Origin of the sequence: Halomonas sp. M20 (assembly GCF_020622265.1) — a bacterium.
Taxonomy (GTDB): Bacteria; Pseudomonadota; Gammaproteobacteria; order Pseudomonadales; family Halomonadaceae; genus Modicisalibacter.
In genome coordinates this window covers 326603-342440 of sequence record NZ_JACNMQ010000003.1, presented here as the reverse complement: position 1 = coordinate 342440, position 15838 = coordinate 326603, and the positions used below count along the sequence as shown (strand labels likewise).

At 58.1% G+C, this 15838-nt stretch carries 9 protein-coding genes; 5 read left to right on the top strand and 4 right to left on the bottom strand.

What is annotated here, in order from left to right:
- Nucleotides 1-12: 12 nt before the first annotated feature.
- Both H7850_RS10410 and H7850_RS10405 read left to right on the top strand, forming a co-directional pair.
- Entirely contained in the window at nucleotides 13-1293 is a 1281-nt protein-coding gene (locus H7850_RS10410; RefSeq protein ID WP_227369463.1) for an NAD(P)/FAD-dependent oxidoreductase, read from the top strand.
- Between the two features lie 37 nt (nucleotides 1294-1330).
- Nucleotides 1331-2353 carry an Ldh family oxidoreductase gene (locus H7850_RS10405; protein ID WP_227369462.1) on the top strand — a complete coding sequence of 341 codons (1023 nt, stop codon included), beginning with the start codon at nucleotides 1331-1333 and terminating at the stop codon, nucleotides 2351-2353.
- Nucleotides 2354-2380: 27 nt separating this feature from the next.
- On the opposite strand, the gene H7850_RS10400 is transcribed toward H7850_RS10405, so the two are convergent.
- Nucleotides 2381-3064, bottom strand: a complete 684-nt coding sequence (locus H7850_RS10400; RefSeq protein WP_227369461.1) for a hypothetical protein — start codon at nucleotides 3062-3064, stop codon at nucleotides 2381-2383.
- 366 nt (nucleotides 3065-3430) lie between these two features.
- Here H7850_RS10400 and H7850_RS10395 point away from each other — a divergent pair, with 366 nt between their 5' ends.
- The 3 genes from H7850_RS10395 to H7850_RS10385 are packed head-to-tail and all read left to right on the top strand — an operon-like array spanning nucleotide 3431 to nucleotide 11499.
- Complete coding sequence (locus tag H7850_RS10395; RefSeq protein ID WP_227369460.1) at nucleotides 3431-6766, top strand: site-specific DNA-methyltransferase; 3336 nt, start codon at nucleotides 3431-3433, stop codon at nucleotides 6764-6766.
- Nucleotides 6767-6769: 3 nt separating this feature from the next.
- Nucleotides 6770-8677 (top strand): ATP-binding protein, encoded by a 1908-nt coding sequence (locus H7850_RS10390; RefSeq protein ID WP_227369459.1) that lies wholly within the window; start codon nucleotides 6770-6772, stop codon nucleotides 8675-8677.
- On the top strand, nucleotides 8674-11499 hold the full coding sequence (locus H7850_RS10385; protein ID WP_227369458.1) for a BPTD_3080 family restriction endonuclease: 2826 nt from the start codon (nucleotides 8674-8676) through the stop codon (nucleotides 11497-11499). The genes H7850_RS10390 and H7850_RS10385 overlap by 4 nt, the downstream gene beginning before the upstream one ends.
- 90 nt (nucleotides 11500-11589) lie before the next feature.
- On the opposite strand, the gene H7850_RS10380 is transcribed toward H7850_RS10385, so the two are convergent.
- The 3 genes from H7850_RS10380 to H7850_RS10370 are packed head-to-tail and all read right to left on the bottom strand — an operon-like array spanning nucleotide 11590 to nucleotide 15693.
- Nucleotides 11590-12240, bottom strand: a complete 651-nt coding sequence (locus H7850_RS10380; RefSeq protein WP_227369457.1) for a sarcosine oxidase subunit gamma — start codon at nucleotides 12238-12240, stop codon at nucleotides 11590-11592.
- On the bottom strand, nucleotides 12233-15274 hold the full coding sequence (locus H7850_RS10375) for a sarcosine oxidase subunit alpha family protein (protein WP_227369456.1): 3042 nt from the start codon (nucleotides 15272-15274) through the stop codon (nucleotides 12233-12235). Before H7850_RS10375 ends, H7850_RS10380 begins: the two co-directional genes overlap by 8 nt.
- Nucleotides 15271-15693: a sarcosine oxidase subunit delta gene (locus H7850_RS10370; protein WP_227369455.1), complete on the bottom strand. Its 423-nt coding sequence runs from the start codon at nucleotides 15691-15693 to the stop codon at nucleotides 15271-15273. Before H7850_RS10370 ends, H7850_RS10375 begins: the two co-directional genes overlap by 4 nt.
- Nucleotides 15694-15838: the final 145 nt, after the last annotated feature.

Sequence of the window (15838 nt, the reverse complement as noted above, 5' to 3'; positions counted from 1 at the left end):
AAAGGAGAGCATATGAAATCCGCCTGTCTCTGGTACGACACCTCCCCGGAACCAGCCCTGCCTCTTGATGCGCTGCAGGGTGATCACACCGCCGAGGTTGTCGTGATCGGCGGTGGTATCACCGGGCTTAGCACTGCGCTGCACCTAGCCGAGGCCGGCATAAAGGTGACCCTGCTCGAGGCCGGGGACATACCCAGCGGCGGCTCGGGACTCAACGTGGGTCTGGTCAATGCGGGGCTGTGGATTCCACCGGACGATATTCTCGAAACTCTGGGTCCGGAAGATGGCGAGCGGGCCAACCGGGTGCTCGGCGGCGCGCCCGCCGAGGTTTTCAAGCTGATCGAGAAGCATCACATCAACTGTGACGCGACTCGAACCGGTACCTTGTACCTGGCGCATAACGACATGGGTGCAGGGGAGCTGGAGCGTCGCTTCAAGCAATTCCAGCAACGGGGCGCACCGGTGGAACTGCTCGAAGACGAGGCCTGCCGGCAGCGCATCGGCACCCAGCGCATTCGTCGCGCGTTACTGGACAAACGTGCCGGCACGCTCAATCCCACTGCTTATACTCGGGGCTTGGCGCGGGCTGCCTCGGGGGCGGGTGCTCGACTTCATATCCATAGTGCCGTGACCGGTATTGAACGCCAAGGTGATGACTGGTGCGCATTTACCGCCAAGGGTAGCGTCAAAGCACCGCGCCTGGTAATCGCTACCAACGCCTACACCGAGGATCACTGGAATCAGGTTCGCCAGCATTTCTTTTGCGGCCACTTCTTCCAGGTCGCCTCGAGACCGCTATCCGATGAATTGGCTGGTGAGATCCTGCCGGAGCGCCAGGGCGCCTGGGATACGCGCACCGTTCTCAGCAGTCTGCGCCGCGACGCCGAAGGCAGATTGCTGCTGGGTAGCCTGGGGCGTGGTGAGAGTAAACCACTGGCGTTCATCAAATGCTGGGCAGACCGCATCAAGGATGACTACTTCCCTCAGCTTGGCAAACTCAAGTGGGAGTACACCTGGACCGGCCAGATCGGTTTCACCCCGGACCATATGTTACGCCTGTTCTCGCCTGCTCGGGGCATATTGGCGGTTTCCGGCTATAACGGCCGCGGCGTCACGACAGGTACGGTCGTGGGCAAGGGCTTCGCCAAGTTGATTCAGGATGACTCGGATGAAGAGCTGCCGCTACCCATTCGATACCGGAAGCCCGTTTCCGCCATTGGGGCACGTAGCTTCGCCTATGAGAGCGGATTCACGCTTTACCATGCTGGGCAATGCTTGCGCGTGGTCGCATGAAAACTCGTAAACTCCATTCAACAATAGCGAGGTTGCCATGGCGGATAAAACGGTGTTCTTGAGCGAAGAAGACGCGCTGACCATGTCCCGGAATATATTGTTGAAAAAAGGCTTCAGCAAAGACGTCTCGCGCGGGCTAAGCGAGACGGTCGTTGCGGGACAAAAAGACGGCTGCGGCTCCCACGGCCTTTACCGAATCCTGGGCTGCATCAAGACGCTAGAGGCGGGCGGCGTCGTCCCGGATGCCGAGCCTCATGTCGAAGACGCTTCAGGCAGCATCGTACGCATCAATGCCAATGGCGGCTTCTCACAGCTCTCTTTCTCTCTTGGCCTACCGCTGCTGATAGAAAAGGCGAAAGAGAATGGCATCGCGCTGCTTGCCATCAACCACTGCGTGCATTTTTCCGCGCTCTGGATCGAAGTAGAGCAGATCACCAGGCAAGGTTTGGTAGCAATTGCCTGCAACCCTACCCAGGCTTATGTCGCCCCACATGGCGGAAGCGCGCCGCTTCTCGGCACCAACCCGTTTGCATTTGGCTGGCCAAGACCCGGTAAGCCGCCCTTCGTCTTCGACTTCGCCACCAGCACGGTCGCTAGGGGCGATGTCGAACTATACGAGCGCGAAGGCAAGCCGATACCCGATGGCTGGGGAGTCGACTCGAAGGGACAAGGATGCAACGACCCGCGAACGGTACTCGAGAAAGGAGCCCTGCTGACATTCGGCGAACACAAGGGAGCAGCACTTTCCATGATGATCGAGCTTATCGCCGGCCCCTTGATAGGCGACCTGATGAGCTATGAATCATCACAACATGATAAGAGCAAAGGCGCATTGCCTTACCACGGCGAGGTGATAATCGCCATGGACCCCGCCATGACTGCAGGCAGGAATTTCGAGGAGCATTTGGCCCGCGCCGAAACTCTTTTCGACTCAGTCGAATCCCAAGGTGCTCGACTGCCTTCGGGAAGGCGCTATAAAAACAGAGAGAAAAGCGAGAAAGATGGCATCGAGATATCGGAAAAGCTTTATCTCGAGCTACGTTCTCTGCTGGATGAGTGATACAGCCGCAATTTGGTTGGGGATTGCCTACAAGCCAAAATAGCCCGGCGGTACATAGGCATCGGCGAACAAGGGGCTCCTTGGGCTGGAAAGCTGGGTCGGCCCTTGAAGTTGCAATGAAAGCACGCAGGTTCCTTCACCGTCTTTGCCAACCATCTTGATGCAGCCATCCTCTTCACTGGCCACGAGCATGTTATTGCTGGCCTGATCGTAAAATGCCTTGACCTGCATCCCTTGCGCGAGGGTTGCCTGGGGCACACCCATACCTACCAGCGCTTGAAGGCCTGCCTGCTGCAGGGAGGCACGCAGTTGGGCTTGCATCTGTTCCGGGGTCATCGTCTGCAAGGCCATAGGCGCTACCGGTGCACTGACAGACGCCTCGTCTTGTTCTCTGTCCTGATCCTGAAAGGGATCCAGCATCGTGGCCGCAAAGCCGAGACCAAACGACTTGCCTAGCGACAATCCAATTCCAGCATTGCTACTCAAGAGCAGTGCCGTGCTGGCAGTGGCAAGCATATTGGTCATCAAGGCCTGGTAGGGAGAGCTCTCCTCGTCTGCACCCTCGGCAGCGTAGAGCCCTTCGCCTTGACGCAAACCATCACTATGGCCTGTTCCATAAGCGGGCGGAACAAGATCGCTCCCTGATGTCGCGCAACCGCTGACGAATGCCGCCAGCGTAATGACGCCCATGAAACGCGTGATGATTGTCATTGGTGGGCCCTGCGAAGAATATTGTAAGTTGGTAATCAACTTATCACTGTCTTGCCTTAGGGCAATCGTGGGAATAAAGCCGATAACGGGTCTATTTCTATAAAAAGAAAGAAAAGGAGGTGCTGAACATCATTATCGTCCAACGCATTGATATCTTGATAGCGCTTTCAGCTCGAGACTGTATGCTCCCCTGCGTCCAAGTGTCAGCGGGGCGCCTCCAGAGTCTCAGCATCGGCCAGACTTGCTCGCATCATGCAATACGCAGAATAGCCGATCTTGCCTTGGCCCAATCCAAGCACCAGGATAAATGGCTTTGCGGTATGCTATCGCCCATCGAATGAATCTGAGTACGCTAGGAAATCCTTCATGAGCCACTCCGACGCCCAACTGCGCGAGCTGATCCTTTCTCACGTTCCCGCCGACGGCAGCACTATTGGCAACGCCAAACTTCAGAAACTGCTGGCAAACGCTACGGGCGAGCCGGCGGCGGAAGCGGATTATTGGCGCGTGCAGAAAGCGTTGCTCACCGAAGGCGTACTCGACAAGGGACGCGGTCGCGGCGGCTCGGTCTTTTTGGCGAAAGGGACAACCCCCGAACTGGCGCGACAAGAATCCTCGATTCAGGAATCTTCCGCTCCTGCCCTAACTCTGGAAATGCAGGAGACTCCCGCGGAGTTGCCGTTGCATCCGCCGAAGAACAAGCCCGTCTCGGCCGTGAAGCCAGCGGGGAAGTCAAACAAGAAAGCGGACCACGCTCAGGTGCTTTCCTATCGCTATGACGAAAAGCGCAAGAACAACCCCCACGTGGGCATGGTGGATACCGCCAGTGACGGCGTAGAGGAAAAGAACACCTGGGCCTACGACCCGCACCTGGACCCGGAGCTGCGCTTCGACTCCTCCGCTACTCGTGCCCAGATTGAGAATCTGATCGACGACGCCCTGGCCTCCGGCGATCAGGCGCAGATGAAGGCGGCCCTGGAGGAGTTGAAGCGCCTGCAGTCACCCTACCTGCAGTGGACCGGCAAGGCCGAGCGCACCAGCTTCGAAGTGGATACCGTCTCGCTGCATGTGCATGAGCGCATCGACCCGGCCACCATCCTGGCTGCCGTGCAGAAGAAACTGAAGTCTGGTAAGCAGGGTGGAAAAGAGAGCAGCAGCACCTTCCAGCCGGACATGTTCCACGCGCCCTTCGAGAACTTGCCGCTGCGCGAGGCCATCGACTTCTACAAGCATGAGCGCGACTGGGCCAACCGCCTGATCGCCGGCGATTCGCTGCTGGTGATGAATTCCATGCTGCACAAGGAAGGCATGGCCGGCCAGGTGCAGATGATCTATATCGACCCGCCTTACGGCATCAAGTACGGCTCCAACTTCCAGCCGTTCACCCACAAGCGGGACGTGACAGATCGCAGGGACGAGGACCTGACCCAAGAGCCGGAGATGATCAAGGCCTTCCGGGATACCTGGGAGCTGGGCATTCACTCTTACCTCACCTATCTACGTAATCGTCTGCTGCTGGCGAGGGAGCTGTTGAGTGATAGTGGCTCGATCTTTGTGCAGATTTCGGATGAAAATCTACATCACGTAAAAGAGTTATTAGATGAAATATTTGGTTCTAAAAATCTCATAAGCGTGATTACAACAAAAAAAACTGGGGGGATGGGTGAGCAGTTTATTGACAATGTTTCCGACTATGTTGTTTGGTTTTCTAAAGATTCAGGAAAAGCAAAATTTAGAAGGCTTTATAAAGATAAGGTTGTCGGGGAGGGTCCGGGTGAAAGGTATAACCAGATTGAAGATAATTTCGGGAAAGTTAGGCCGCTAAAGAAAGAAGAAAAAAGGCATCCAAAAACAATACCTTCATGTTGTAGAGTTTTCCTTGGAGGGCCGCTCGTCTCTGAAACTGCAAGTGAATCAACGACATTTGATTTTATGCTTCAAGGAAAGGGCTTGAGGCCGAACAAAGGGGGTTGGAAGACAAGCGCTAAAGGCATGGAGAAGCTTATACGCGCTTCTAGATTGCGGTTAACAAAAGACTTCGTCAATTATAAAATCTATGTTGATGATTTCCCGGCTGTTGTTCTAACCAACCTATGGGATGACACCATGGGGACTGCTGAGCAAGGAAAGGCTTATGTAGTACAGACTACAACAAGAGTGATCGAACGCTGTATTCTAATGACTACTGACCCTGGCGACCTGGTACTGGACCCCACCTGCGGCTCCGGCACTACCGCCTATGTGGCGGAGAAGTGGGGCCGGCGCTGGATCACCTGCGATACCTCTCGGGTCGCCGTGACCCTGGCCAAGCAGCGGCTGATGACCGCCAGCTATGACTACTTCGAGCTGAAATACCCCCAGGAGGGTCTGCGTGGCGGCTTTATCTACAAGACGGTGCCGCACATCACCCTGAAGTCGATCGCCAACAACCCCGAGATCGACGAAATCTACGAGAAGAAGCATCCTGCCATACAGCACTGCCTGGAGCGCCTGAACGAGGCCCTGCAAAAAGAGCCTCCCTCGCGTGCCTTTACCGTTACGGAAGGCGCACGCAAGGGGCAACAGATTGATTTCGTCAAGAATGCGGGCAAGACCCAGACGCTGCCCTCTGGCGAAGAAGTGCCGGTTAACGCGCTGCTGGAATGGGAAGTGCCTTTCGACTACCCCGAGCACTGGAATCAAGAAGCCTTGCATGCTCTGGCGGGTTTTCACTCCTGCCGCCAGGCCATGCAGCAACAAATGGACACTAGCATCGCCAATCATGCCGGCCAGGAGGTGCTGTTTGATCAGCCCACCGTCAGCAAGGACAAGCGGCGCATCACCGGCCCCTTCACCGTCGAGGCAGTGCCGTTTGCCACCGTGCTGGGTCTGGACGAAGCCGAGCAGCCCAAGGAGGCCGATGTGGCGGTGGCTCGCTCCGGTGCGACCTCTCGCCATGCCCAATGGCGCGACGAACTGCTGAAAGCGGGTATTCGCGGCAAGGGGGGCCAGCACCTCAAGCTGATGGATCTGGAAACCCTGCCGGGAATGAAGTACCTGCATGCCGTAGGTACTGTGACCGACACTGGTGAGCGTGTCGCCGTCAGCTTCGGGCCCGAATACGCCGCGCTGGAGCAGCGCCAGGTGGAGATCGCCAAGAACGAGGCCGGCGACCTGTTCCCACTGCCCAAGTTACTGGTGTTCTGTGCGTTCACCTTCGACCCCGAAGCCGCTAAGGACATCGACAGCATCAAAGGCATCCAGGCGCTCAAGGTGCAGATGAACACCGATCTGCTCACGGAAGATCTCAAGAAGAATAGCCGCAGCAACGAATCCTTCTGGCTGATGGGCCAGCCGGACGTGGAGATCCACGAACTCAAGGGCGGCAAGCTACAGGTCGAGGTCCACGGCTTCGACTACTTCGATACCAAGACCGGTGAGCTGAAATCCGGCGGCAAACGCGACATTGCCGTCTGGGAATTGGACACCGACTATGACGACCGTTCCCTCTACCCGCGCCAGGTATTCTTTCCCATGGCCGGCAAGAAAGATGGCTGGTACAAGCTCAAGAAAGACATTCGCGCCGAGCTGAACGAGGAACAGCTGGACAAGTTTCATGGCACGAAATCGTTGCCCTTCGAACCCGGCGATAACCGCTGCATCGCGGTGAAGATCGTCGACAATCGCGGCATCGAGTCGCTGAAAGTCATTCGGCTGGACTGACCCATGACACAGCAACCGAGCCTCCTCGAGGTGCTGGCCCGCCATGAAGGGGTCGACACCGAGTACAAGTCGGCACGGGGCGGCCTGCCCAAGGATCTTTGGGAGACCTATAGCGCCTTTGCCAATACAACCGGCGGGACGCTCTATTTAGGGGTCAAGGAGACTGACGATGGGCCAGTGACCTCGGGTATTTCAGATATTGACAAGCTGCGGCGTGAGTTCTGGACAACCCTCAACAACCGCCAGAAGGTAAGCGTCAACATCCTGCAGGAGCGCCATGTCAGCATCGAGTCGTTTCAGGGCAACGATATCCTGGTGATCGAAGTTCCACGTGCCTCGCATAGTGAACGCCCGGTCTATATCGGTGTGGACCCATTCAAAGGCACCTACCGGCGTAACCACGAAGGGGACTTCCGCTGCAATGAAGCCGAGGTGCAGCGCATGTTCGCCGACCGCCTCGAACAAGAGCCCGCTGACGGTCGAATCCTCGAGCTATTTGGCCTGGAAGATCTGGATAGTACCTCGCTCAAGCAATTCCGTAACCGCATGGCCTCGCGTATACCCGATCATCCTTGGCTGAGCGAAGACGACAGAGGCCTGCTGACCAAGCTGGGCGGATGGCGTAAAGACCGCCAGACCGGCCAGGCTGGGCTGACCCTGGCGGGGCTTTTGATGTTCGGCAAGACCGAAGCGATCCAGGACCACGCCGCCCTGCCCGGCTTCCATCTCGATTATCGTGAGCGCCTAGCAGACGATGCGGCGACACGCTGGAGCGACAGGATCACCATCGACGGCACCTGGGAAGCCAATTTGTTTCAGTTCTATCAGCGTGTCTCGCAGAAACTGACTAACGATCCGGCCCTCAAGATTCCTTTCCAGCCCGATCGCAAGAGCCAGACCGACGCCCACGAGGCGCTCAAGGAGGCCCTGGTCAACGCCTTGATCCATGCTGACCACTACGGCCAGGGCGGTATCGTGATCGATCGTTTCAAGGACCGCTTTGAATTCTCCAACCCTGGTACCTTGCTGCTGTCGTTGGAGCAACTAATGGCGGGCGGTGTCAGCGAATGCCGTAACAAGTCGCTGCAGAAGATGTTCCAGCTGTTGGGAGTAGGCGATAAAGCGGGCTCAGGGCTCGACAAGATTCGCAGCAGCTGGCATGCCCATCTATGGCAGCCTCCCAGCCTGCGCGAGCGCTTTCGGCCAGACCGGGTCATTTTGCTGCTACCGCTGATCAGCGTCATGGCGGAGAACGTGATGGCCGAGCTAAGCGCGCGGTTTGGCCTTGCTTTCCAGGAGCTTTCGAAGAACGAGGCCCAGGCGCTGGTCACCGCAGAAGTAGAAGGCCAGGTAACCAACCAGCGTCTTCAGGAGATGCTGACACTGCACCGGGTCGATATTACTCAGGTGTTGCGTGGTCTGGTGGAGAAGGAAATGCTGGTACCTCACGGGGCGCGCCGTGGCGCCTATTATACTGTCGCCGACACTGGAGGGAGCGAGCCCCTACATAGTGACATGAACTCCCCACATAGCAATCCGACCTCCTCACACAGTGACCCGTTCTCCCTACACAGCGATGCGAACTTCCCACAGAGTGCGAACAGCATAAAGAAAACGGAAGCTGGTCCGCTTGACACCGACACAGATGAAGCGTTATTGGCGATTGCCAAGCCGGTGCGCGATAACAAACGAACGGCTCCGGAAACCATGCGCGCGATTCTTTTGAAGCTATGCCAGCAACAATTTCTCAGTCGTGCTGAGTTAGCCGAATTGGTCGACCGAAATCCTGACGGACTACGGGACCGCTACCTGACACCTCTCGTCAAGGAGGGGAAACTGCAGCCCCTTTACCCAGACACACCTAACCATCGCCTACAGCGCTATCGCACGGCAGAAGGAGTCTCCGAATGACGGCCCAGTCACTGATCGTCAACTCTCCCTATGACAGCCCTGTCGTCTACTGGAGGCAAGACGAAAATGGCAAGGTGATGATGTTGCATCATGGGCGTCGGCCTGCCGCTTACGAGATATTCGATACCCGTAACAATACCCAACGCACCGAACCCCTCGATCAGGTGAACCGCATTCGCCAACGGGTCGATGAGTGGCGTGCTGCCGGTTATCCCGGCATTACCAGCGTGACTCGACAATTGCTAGAGCATTGGCATGAGAGAGGAGAGTGGGACTCCGACGCTCGCCGCTGGGAGGGTGGGCCACGTCAGTATCCGTTCTATTTCTGCCAGTTGGAGGCCATCGAGACGCTCATCTGGTGGCTGGAGGCTCAGCCATCGTTCCGCCAAGGCATCTTCCTGCAGGGTGACGGCGGCGAGTGGGAGCGCATCTGTAACAAGATGGCCACCGGTTCGGGCAAGACCACAGTGATGGCGCTGATCATTACCTGGCAAGCGCTGAATGCCATTCAATACCCCAACGACCGGCGTTTCTCGAAGGCGGTATTTGTGGTCACCCCGGGGCTTACGGTGAAGAGCCGCCTGCAGGTCCTCTACCCAGGCAACCCAACCAACGTCTACGATGAGTTTCGGCTATGCCCCAACGAGTCGATGCGCCAGCAATTGAACCGGGTCGAGATTGCGGTCGAGAACTGGCATGCCCTGATGCCGTTGAAGGAGCAGGCACGCTCCGTGGTCAAGAAGGGGGAAGAGAGTGATGAAGCCTTCACTCGCCGTGTGCTGGGCAAGCTGGCTGAGCATAAGGATCTTCTTGTCATCAACGACGAGGCCCACCACGCCTACCGCCAACGAGCCGAAATGAAGGTGAGCAAGGGAGAGGCCGATGCGTTGGGGCTCGACCTCGAGGAAGCCACTCGCTGGATCGAGGGACTCGATCGCATCCACAAGACGCGACGGATTCGTCGCTGTTTCGATCTCTCTGCGACGCCTTTCGCGCCAACAGGCAAGAGCAATACCGAGGCGGGGCTCTTCGAGTGGATCGTGTCCGACTTCGGGCTCAACGACGCCATCGAAGCCGGGCTGGTGAAGACACCAAGGGTCGTGGTTCGTGACGACGCCCTGCCTAATGCCAAGACTTACGCCAGCAAGCTCTACCATCTCTACCGCGAGGAGGAGGTAAAGGAGGATCTCAACCGCAGAGCCGAGCTGCACGCTCCCCTACCAGACTTGGTGCAAAAGGCCTATGCCCTACTGGCCTACGACTGGAAGGAAACCGCACGGCAATGGCACGAAAACGGCCACACTATTCCTCCGGTCATGCTGACGGTATGTAACCGTACCGAGACCGCAGCGCGTGTCGAGCACTTCTTCAACAACGGGGATTGCCTTATCTCCGGCACCCAGGCGCCTAACCACACTCTCCGGGTCGATTCCAAGGTCCTGGAGAAGGCAGAGCGCGGTGAGTCGATCAGCAAGAACAAGGAATATGCCGAACGGCTGAAAGAGCTGATCGAGGCGGCCAATCTTCCCACCGACAAGAAAGCTGACATTCTGAGCTTGAAACAGGAAGAACAGCTACGCGCACTGGTGGACACTGTGGGTAAGCGTGGCAAGCCAGGTCAATATCTACAGAACGTAATCTCGGTGGCGATGCTCTCCGAGGGTTGGGATGCCGCCAACGTCACTCACATCATGGGACTTCGAGCCTTCACCAGCCAGCTACTTTGCGAGCAAGTCATCGGTCGGGGACTGCGCCGGGTCGCTCATGACATGGATGATGAGGGCAGGTTCTTGCCGGAGTATGTCAACGTCTTCGGCGTGCCCCTGTCCATATTTCAGGATCTCAGCGGCGGTGGCGAGCCGCCACCGCCGCCCAAGCCAAGTGTCAGAGTCGAAGTGGAGCCGGGACGTAACCAGTTCGAGATTCGCTGGCCCAACGTCGAGCGCATCGACAGCGTGCTCAAGCCGGAGCTCGTAATGGACTGGCAGGCCGTACCGGAGCTCAAACTCGACCCGGCCCGGACGCCACTGAACGCGGATATTGCGCCCTCGCTGACCGGTGCGCCAAATCTCGCCATGATCAAGGAGATCGACCTCGAGGAAGCCATCGAAGACTTTCGTTTACAGAATCTCGTCTTCCGGGCCGCCAGGAAACTCTACCTGCAAAACGAGGCTGTCTTCGGTGGCGACAAGCAGTACCTGGCCGTGCAACTGATACGGTTAGTGGAGCAGTTTCTGGACAGCAACAAGCTCGATATTCCAAGTTTGTGGCATCAGGATCCCGTTCGTCGCCGCCTGTTGTTCGCTCTCAACATGGACATGATCGTCGCTCACGTCAGTCGCTATGTATCCGAGCAGAACGTGGAGCGCCAAGAGGTGATTTTTGATGAACATCGACCCATCGGTTCCACGGCCTATATGCGCTCTTGGCTCACCACTAAACCATGCAAGGCAACTCAGCGCTCGCAGATCAGCCATGTGGTCTACGATAGCACCTGGGAAAAAGTCGTTGCCGAAATTTGCGAGAAGGACTCGAATATCACCGCCTGGGCCAAGAACGATCATCTGGATTTCAAGGTTCGTTATCTATGGCGCGGCTCTTCCCGCAATTTCATACCCGACTACTTGATCCGCTTGAACAATGGAAAAACTCTAGTATTGGAAGTCAAGGGTCAAGATAGTGCCCAGAACGCCGCCAAGCGGGAAGCTATGAAGGCTTGGGTAGAGGCGGTCAATATCCAAGGAGGCTTCGGTCAATGGGCGTTCGATACGGTATTTGATCCATCACAGACACGGGATGTGATTCAAGAACATGTTCAGTGAATAGATCACCAATACGAAATCAAGCTCATTGAATCAAAAAAGGCCGGGATGTTCTCCCGGCCTTCGTTCACCTATCTAACTCTTTTTGGCTCAGCGCTTCACGCCAATTCCAAACTCCTCGCCGGCATCCAGTAGCCAGCGATAGCAGTAGTCGGCGAAGCTTCTGCGCAGCACTAGCTCGTAGCGCTCTTCGCTGGGGCGGCGCAGAATGGCGCTGGACTTGGCGAACACCACGCTGACCGCCTTGCCCACTGGAAAGTTGGCCGGGTGCACGTCATAAGGTACGGACTTCATCAGAAGCTCTCGCGCCTTCTCACCGGACAATTCCACCAGGGTCTGACCGCCGCTGGCGTTGAGGATGGCGAAATGCGCATCACCCAGTTTCTCGCGCAAGCGGTTTTCCAGATCGAACTCTTCACCACCGGGTACGATGACGAGCCATTCGTCCGGGGATATCCACTGCACGCTGCGCTCACCGCTGCTGTCGTGAGCCAACCCCAAGGGGCGCCCGGGCAGGCTCATACCGAGCACGTCCCGTACAGCCTCGTCGAGGACGATGGCGCCACCGCGCAGGATTAGATGACCGAGAAATGGCTTCTCCTCGAGCACGACCTGGCTTTGCTGAGTCGGTTTCGGCGCATTACCTTGATGGTAGGCCACGGACAGCGGCGACTCGGTCGCGATATCCTTCTCGGGCCGCGTATCGAAGACAGCGACGTTGCCGTAAGTCTGATCAGACATGTTGACGCTCTCCCTTGGGATCGATGAATACGGTGCTGACGATCTCGGCTTCATGGGTCACGCCGTCGGACATGGGCAAATACACCTTCTGGCCCATGCGCTCCTGACCGCCCTTGACCACCGCGAGGGCAAACCCGTGCTCCAGATTCGGGCTGTAGTAGCTCGAGGTCACATGCCCCTGCATGGACATGGGAATTTCCTCGTTCGGATCGAAGACGATCTGAGCGCCCTCTTCCAGCACGACCTTCGGGTCCGTGGGCTTGAGGCCCACCAGCTGCTTGCGATCCTTGCGCGCGGTATCCGTACGCGTCAGGGCACGCTTGCCGATCCAGGAGTAGGGCTTGTCGTAGCCAACCGCCCAGTACATGCCCAAATCTTCCGGGGTCACGGAGCCGTCCGTGTCCTGCCCGGCAATGATCAATCCTTTCTCGGCGCGCAGTACGTGCATGGTTTCCGTGCCGTAAGGGGTCAGATCGTACTTCTTGCCGTGCTCGAACAGCGTCTTCCAAACATGCAGGGCGTAGTTGGCCTGAACGTTGATCTCGTAGGCCAGCTCCCCGGTGAAGGAGATGCGGAACACTCGAGCGGGCACGTCCGCGACCTTGCCGTTGCGCCAGTCCATGAACTTGAACTGCTCTTTGTCCAGGTCGATGTCGGTGACTTCCGAAAGCAGCTTGCGCGCGTCCGGGCCGGTCACGGTCATGGTTGCCCAGTGGTCCGTGACCGAGGTGAAGTACACCTGTAGCTCAGGCCATTCAGTCTGATGCCACAACTCGAGCCACTCCATGACCCCGGCGGCACCGCCGGTGGTAGTGGTCATCAGGAAGTGATTCTCGCCCAGGCAGCTGGTGGTACCGTCGTCCATCAGCATGCCGTCGTCTTTGCACATCAAGCCGTAGCGCACGCGACCCGGCGCCAGCTTGGCCCACTTGTTGGTGTAGATACGCCCCAGGAATTCCCGGGCGTCCGGGCCCTGAATGTCGATCTTGCCCAGGGTCGTGGCATCCAGAATGCCCACGCCGGTACGCACTGCCAGGCTCTCCCGAGAAACCGCCTCGTGCATGGTTTCGAGCTTGCCGTTGACCTTGCGCGGGAAGTACCAGGGGCGCTTCCACTGGCCGACGTCTTCAAACTCGGCGCCATTCTCCACATGCCACTGATGCATGGCGGTATAGCGTTCCGGATCGAACAACTCCTTGGCGTGACGGCCAGCAATGGCGCCAAAGGTAACCGGAGTGTAGTTGGGGCGGAATACCGTGGTGCCCACTTCCGGAATCGAGCGCTTCAAAAAGCGCGCAGCAATGGCCATGCCGTTGATGTTGCCGAGCTTGCCCTGGTCGGTCCCGAAACCCATGGCGGTATAGCGCTTGACGTGCTCAATGGACTCGAACCCTTCTTTCGTTGCCACTTCGATGCCTGCGGCAGTGACGTCGTTCTGCTGATCGACGAACTGCTTGGGCGCACGCAAGGTCGGCTTCTCGTGAGGCACTTGGTAGAGCGCGCAGGCCGGGGACTCTTTGGGGGAATCCGCGCCAGGCAGCTCGATATCCTTGAGGGTGTCGATACCGCTGGCCTTGGTTGCCTGGGCGCCGGCCTGAGCGCCATCGCCAAGGACCTCCGCCAAGCCATAGATGCCCTGAACACCGCCGGCAAAATGCATACCGGTCACTTTGCCGGGCACGAAACCTAGCAGATCGTCACGCCAGGTCGGGCGCGAGCCGGTGTGGGAGGCCAGATGCACCACCGGGCTATAGCCGCCGGAGCTGGCGATGGTGTCGCACGCAAGCTCTTCCACCTGACCGGTCACGGCAAAACGCTCTGCGTCGATCTTCGCGACCCGGGCACCGGTGACGCGATTGGCGCCCTTGCCTTCGATGACCGCGGAGCCAGTGATAAGACGGATGCCCTTGGCCTGGGCTTCCTTGACCAGATCGCCGTCCGGGTTAGCCCGGGCATCGACGATGGCGACCACCTCGCGGCCTGCCTCGGTCCAATCCAGCGCGGCACGATAGGCATGGTCGTTGGTGGTGGAGAGCACCAGCTTGTTACCCGGTACCACGGCATAGCGCTGAATGTAGCTTGAAACAGCACCGGCGAGCATGTTGCCCGGGACGTCATTGTTGGCATATACCAACGGCCGTTCATGGGTGCCGGTGGCCAGTACCACCTGATCGGCACGCACGCGATGCAGCCTGGAACGAGCCTGGCGATGGTTGTTGACCATCGGCGCAGTGTCCGCCAGGTGTTCGGTGCGACGCTCGTGCAGGGTCACGAAGTTGTGATCGTGATAGCCATTGGCAGTGGTACGCGGCAACAGGGTTACATTGTCCATGCCTGCCAGCGTGGACAGCGTACTTTCAGCCCACTTCGCTGCCGGCGCGCCGTCCAGGGTTTCACGGCTATCAAGCAGCGAACCGCCCATCTCTTCCTGCTCGTCGCACAGGATCACCCGAGCGCCGCTGGTGGCCGCCGAAAGCGCCGCGGACAGACCCGCCGGGCCGGCACCGATCACCAGCACGTCGCAGTGCTGATTGAGATGATCGTAAATGTCCGGATCGCTTTCCTTGGGAGCACGCCCCAGGCCAGCACCCTTGCGGATGTACTTTTCATAAGTCATCCACATTGAAGCCGGCGCCATGAAGGTCTTGTAATAGAAGCCCGGGGGCATGAAACCGCCGCCCAGCTTGCCGACCCAGCTCATCATGTCCTTCTGGACGTTGGGCCAGCCGTTGGTGGAGCGAACGGTCAGGCCGTTGTACAGCGCCTGCTGAGTGGCGCGCACGTTGGGCACTTGCGCTGCTTCCGTCTGACCCAGCTGAAACAGCGCATTGGGCTCTTCCGCACCGGCGGCGACGATACCCCGGGGCCGGGAGTACTTGAAGCTACGGTTGACCACATCGATGCCGTTGGCCAACAGCGCCGCTGCAAGCGTATCGCCAGCATGGCCCTGATAGGTCTTGCCGTTGAAGCTGAAGCTCAGAACCTTGGAACGATCGATACGACCGCCTTGCTGCAGACGATTGGTCTGAGTCATACCGACTCCTCCTTATTGGCTTTGCCCTGTGACTCGCTGCTTTCGTTCAGCGCTTCGCTTTCAGGACGAGCGCCTACGGTCTGCCAGCCGGCATCCGCGGCTTGAACGCCAGACTGCTTCTGCTTGTCTGGCAGATTTTCTGCGGTTACCGCCGGGCGCTCGCCCATGCGATAGGTCTCGAGAATCTCGTAGGTCGCCGTGTTACGGGTGATGTTGAAGAACTTGCGACAGCCTATGGCGTGTACCCACAGCTCATGGTGGATACCGCGTGGATTGTCGCGGAAGAACAGATAGTCGCCCCACTCCTCCTCCGTGCAGTTCTCCGGGTCCGCCGGCCGCGCGATGTGCGCCTGGCCCTTGGGATGAAACTCTTCCTCTTCGCGATGCTCGTCGCAGTAAGGGCAATGAATATAGAACATTGTCAGGTCCCCTCTAAGGGAAAAAATCGTAATTCACCACTAACAACTTCTGCGCTGCGTGTCGCGATGAGGGCAAGGCGTTCGACAAAGAGGAACCGGAGTGTACGTGTTTGTACATGAGGATTCCGATGAGTCGAACAACGCC

Coding starts and splice junctions, on each gene's coding strand:
- H7850_RS10410 (WP_227369463.1), top strand. CDS start 13: ATGAAATCCGCCTGTCTCTGGTACGACACCTCCCCGGAACCAGCCCTG.
- H7850_RS10405 (WP_227369462.1), top strand. CDS start 1,331: ATGGCGGATAAAACGGTGTTCTTGAGCGAAGAAGACGCGCTGACCATG.
- H7850_RS10400 (WP_227369461.1), bottom strand. CDS start 3,064: ATGACAATCATCACGCGTTTCATGGGCGTCATTACGCTGGCGGCATTC.
- H7850_RS10395 (WP_227369460.1), top strand. CDS start 3,431: ATGAGCCACTCCGACGCCCAACTGCGCGAGCTGATCCTTTCTCACGTT.
- H7850_RS10390 (WP_227369459.1), top strand. CDS start 6,770: ATGACACAGCAACCGAGCCTCCTCGAGGTGCTGGCCCGCCATGAAGGG.
- H7850_RS10385 (WP_227369458.1), top strand. CDS start 8,674: ATGACGGCCCAGTCACTGATCGTCAACTCTCCCTATGACAGCCCTGTC.
- H7850_RS10380 (WP_227369457.1), bottom strand. CDS start 12,240: ATGTCTGATCAGACTTACGGCAACGTCGCTGTCTTCGATACGCGGCCC.
- H7850_RS10375 (WP_227369456.1), bottom strand. CDS start 15,274: ATGACTCAGACCAATCGTCTGCAGCAAGGCGGTCGTATCGATCGTTCC.
- H7850_RS10370 (WP_227369455.1), bottom strand. CDS start 15,693: ATGTTCTATATTCATTGCCCTTACTGCGACGAGCATCGCGAAGAGGAA.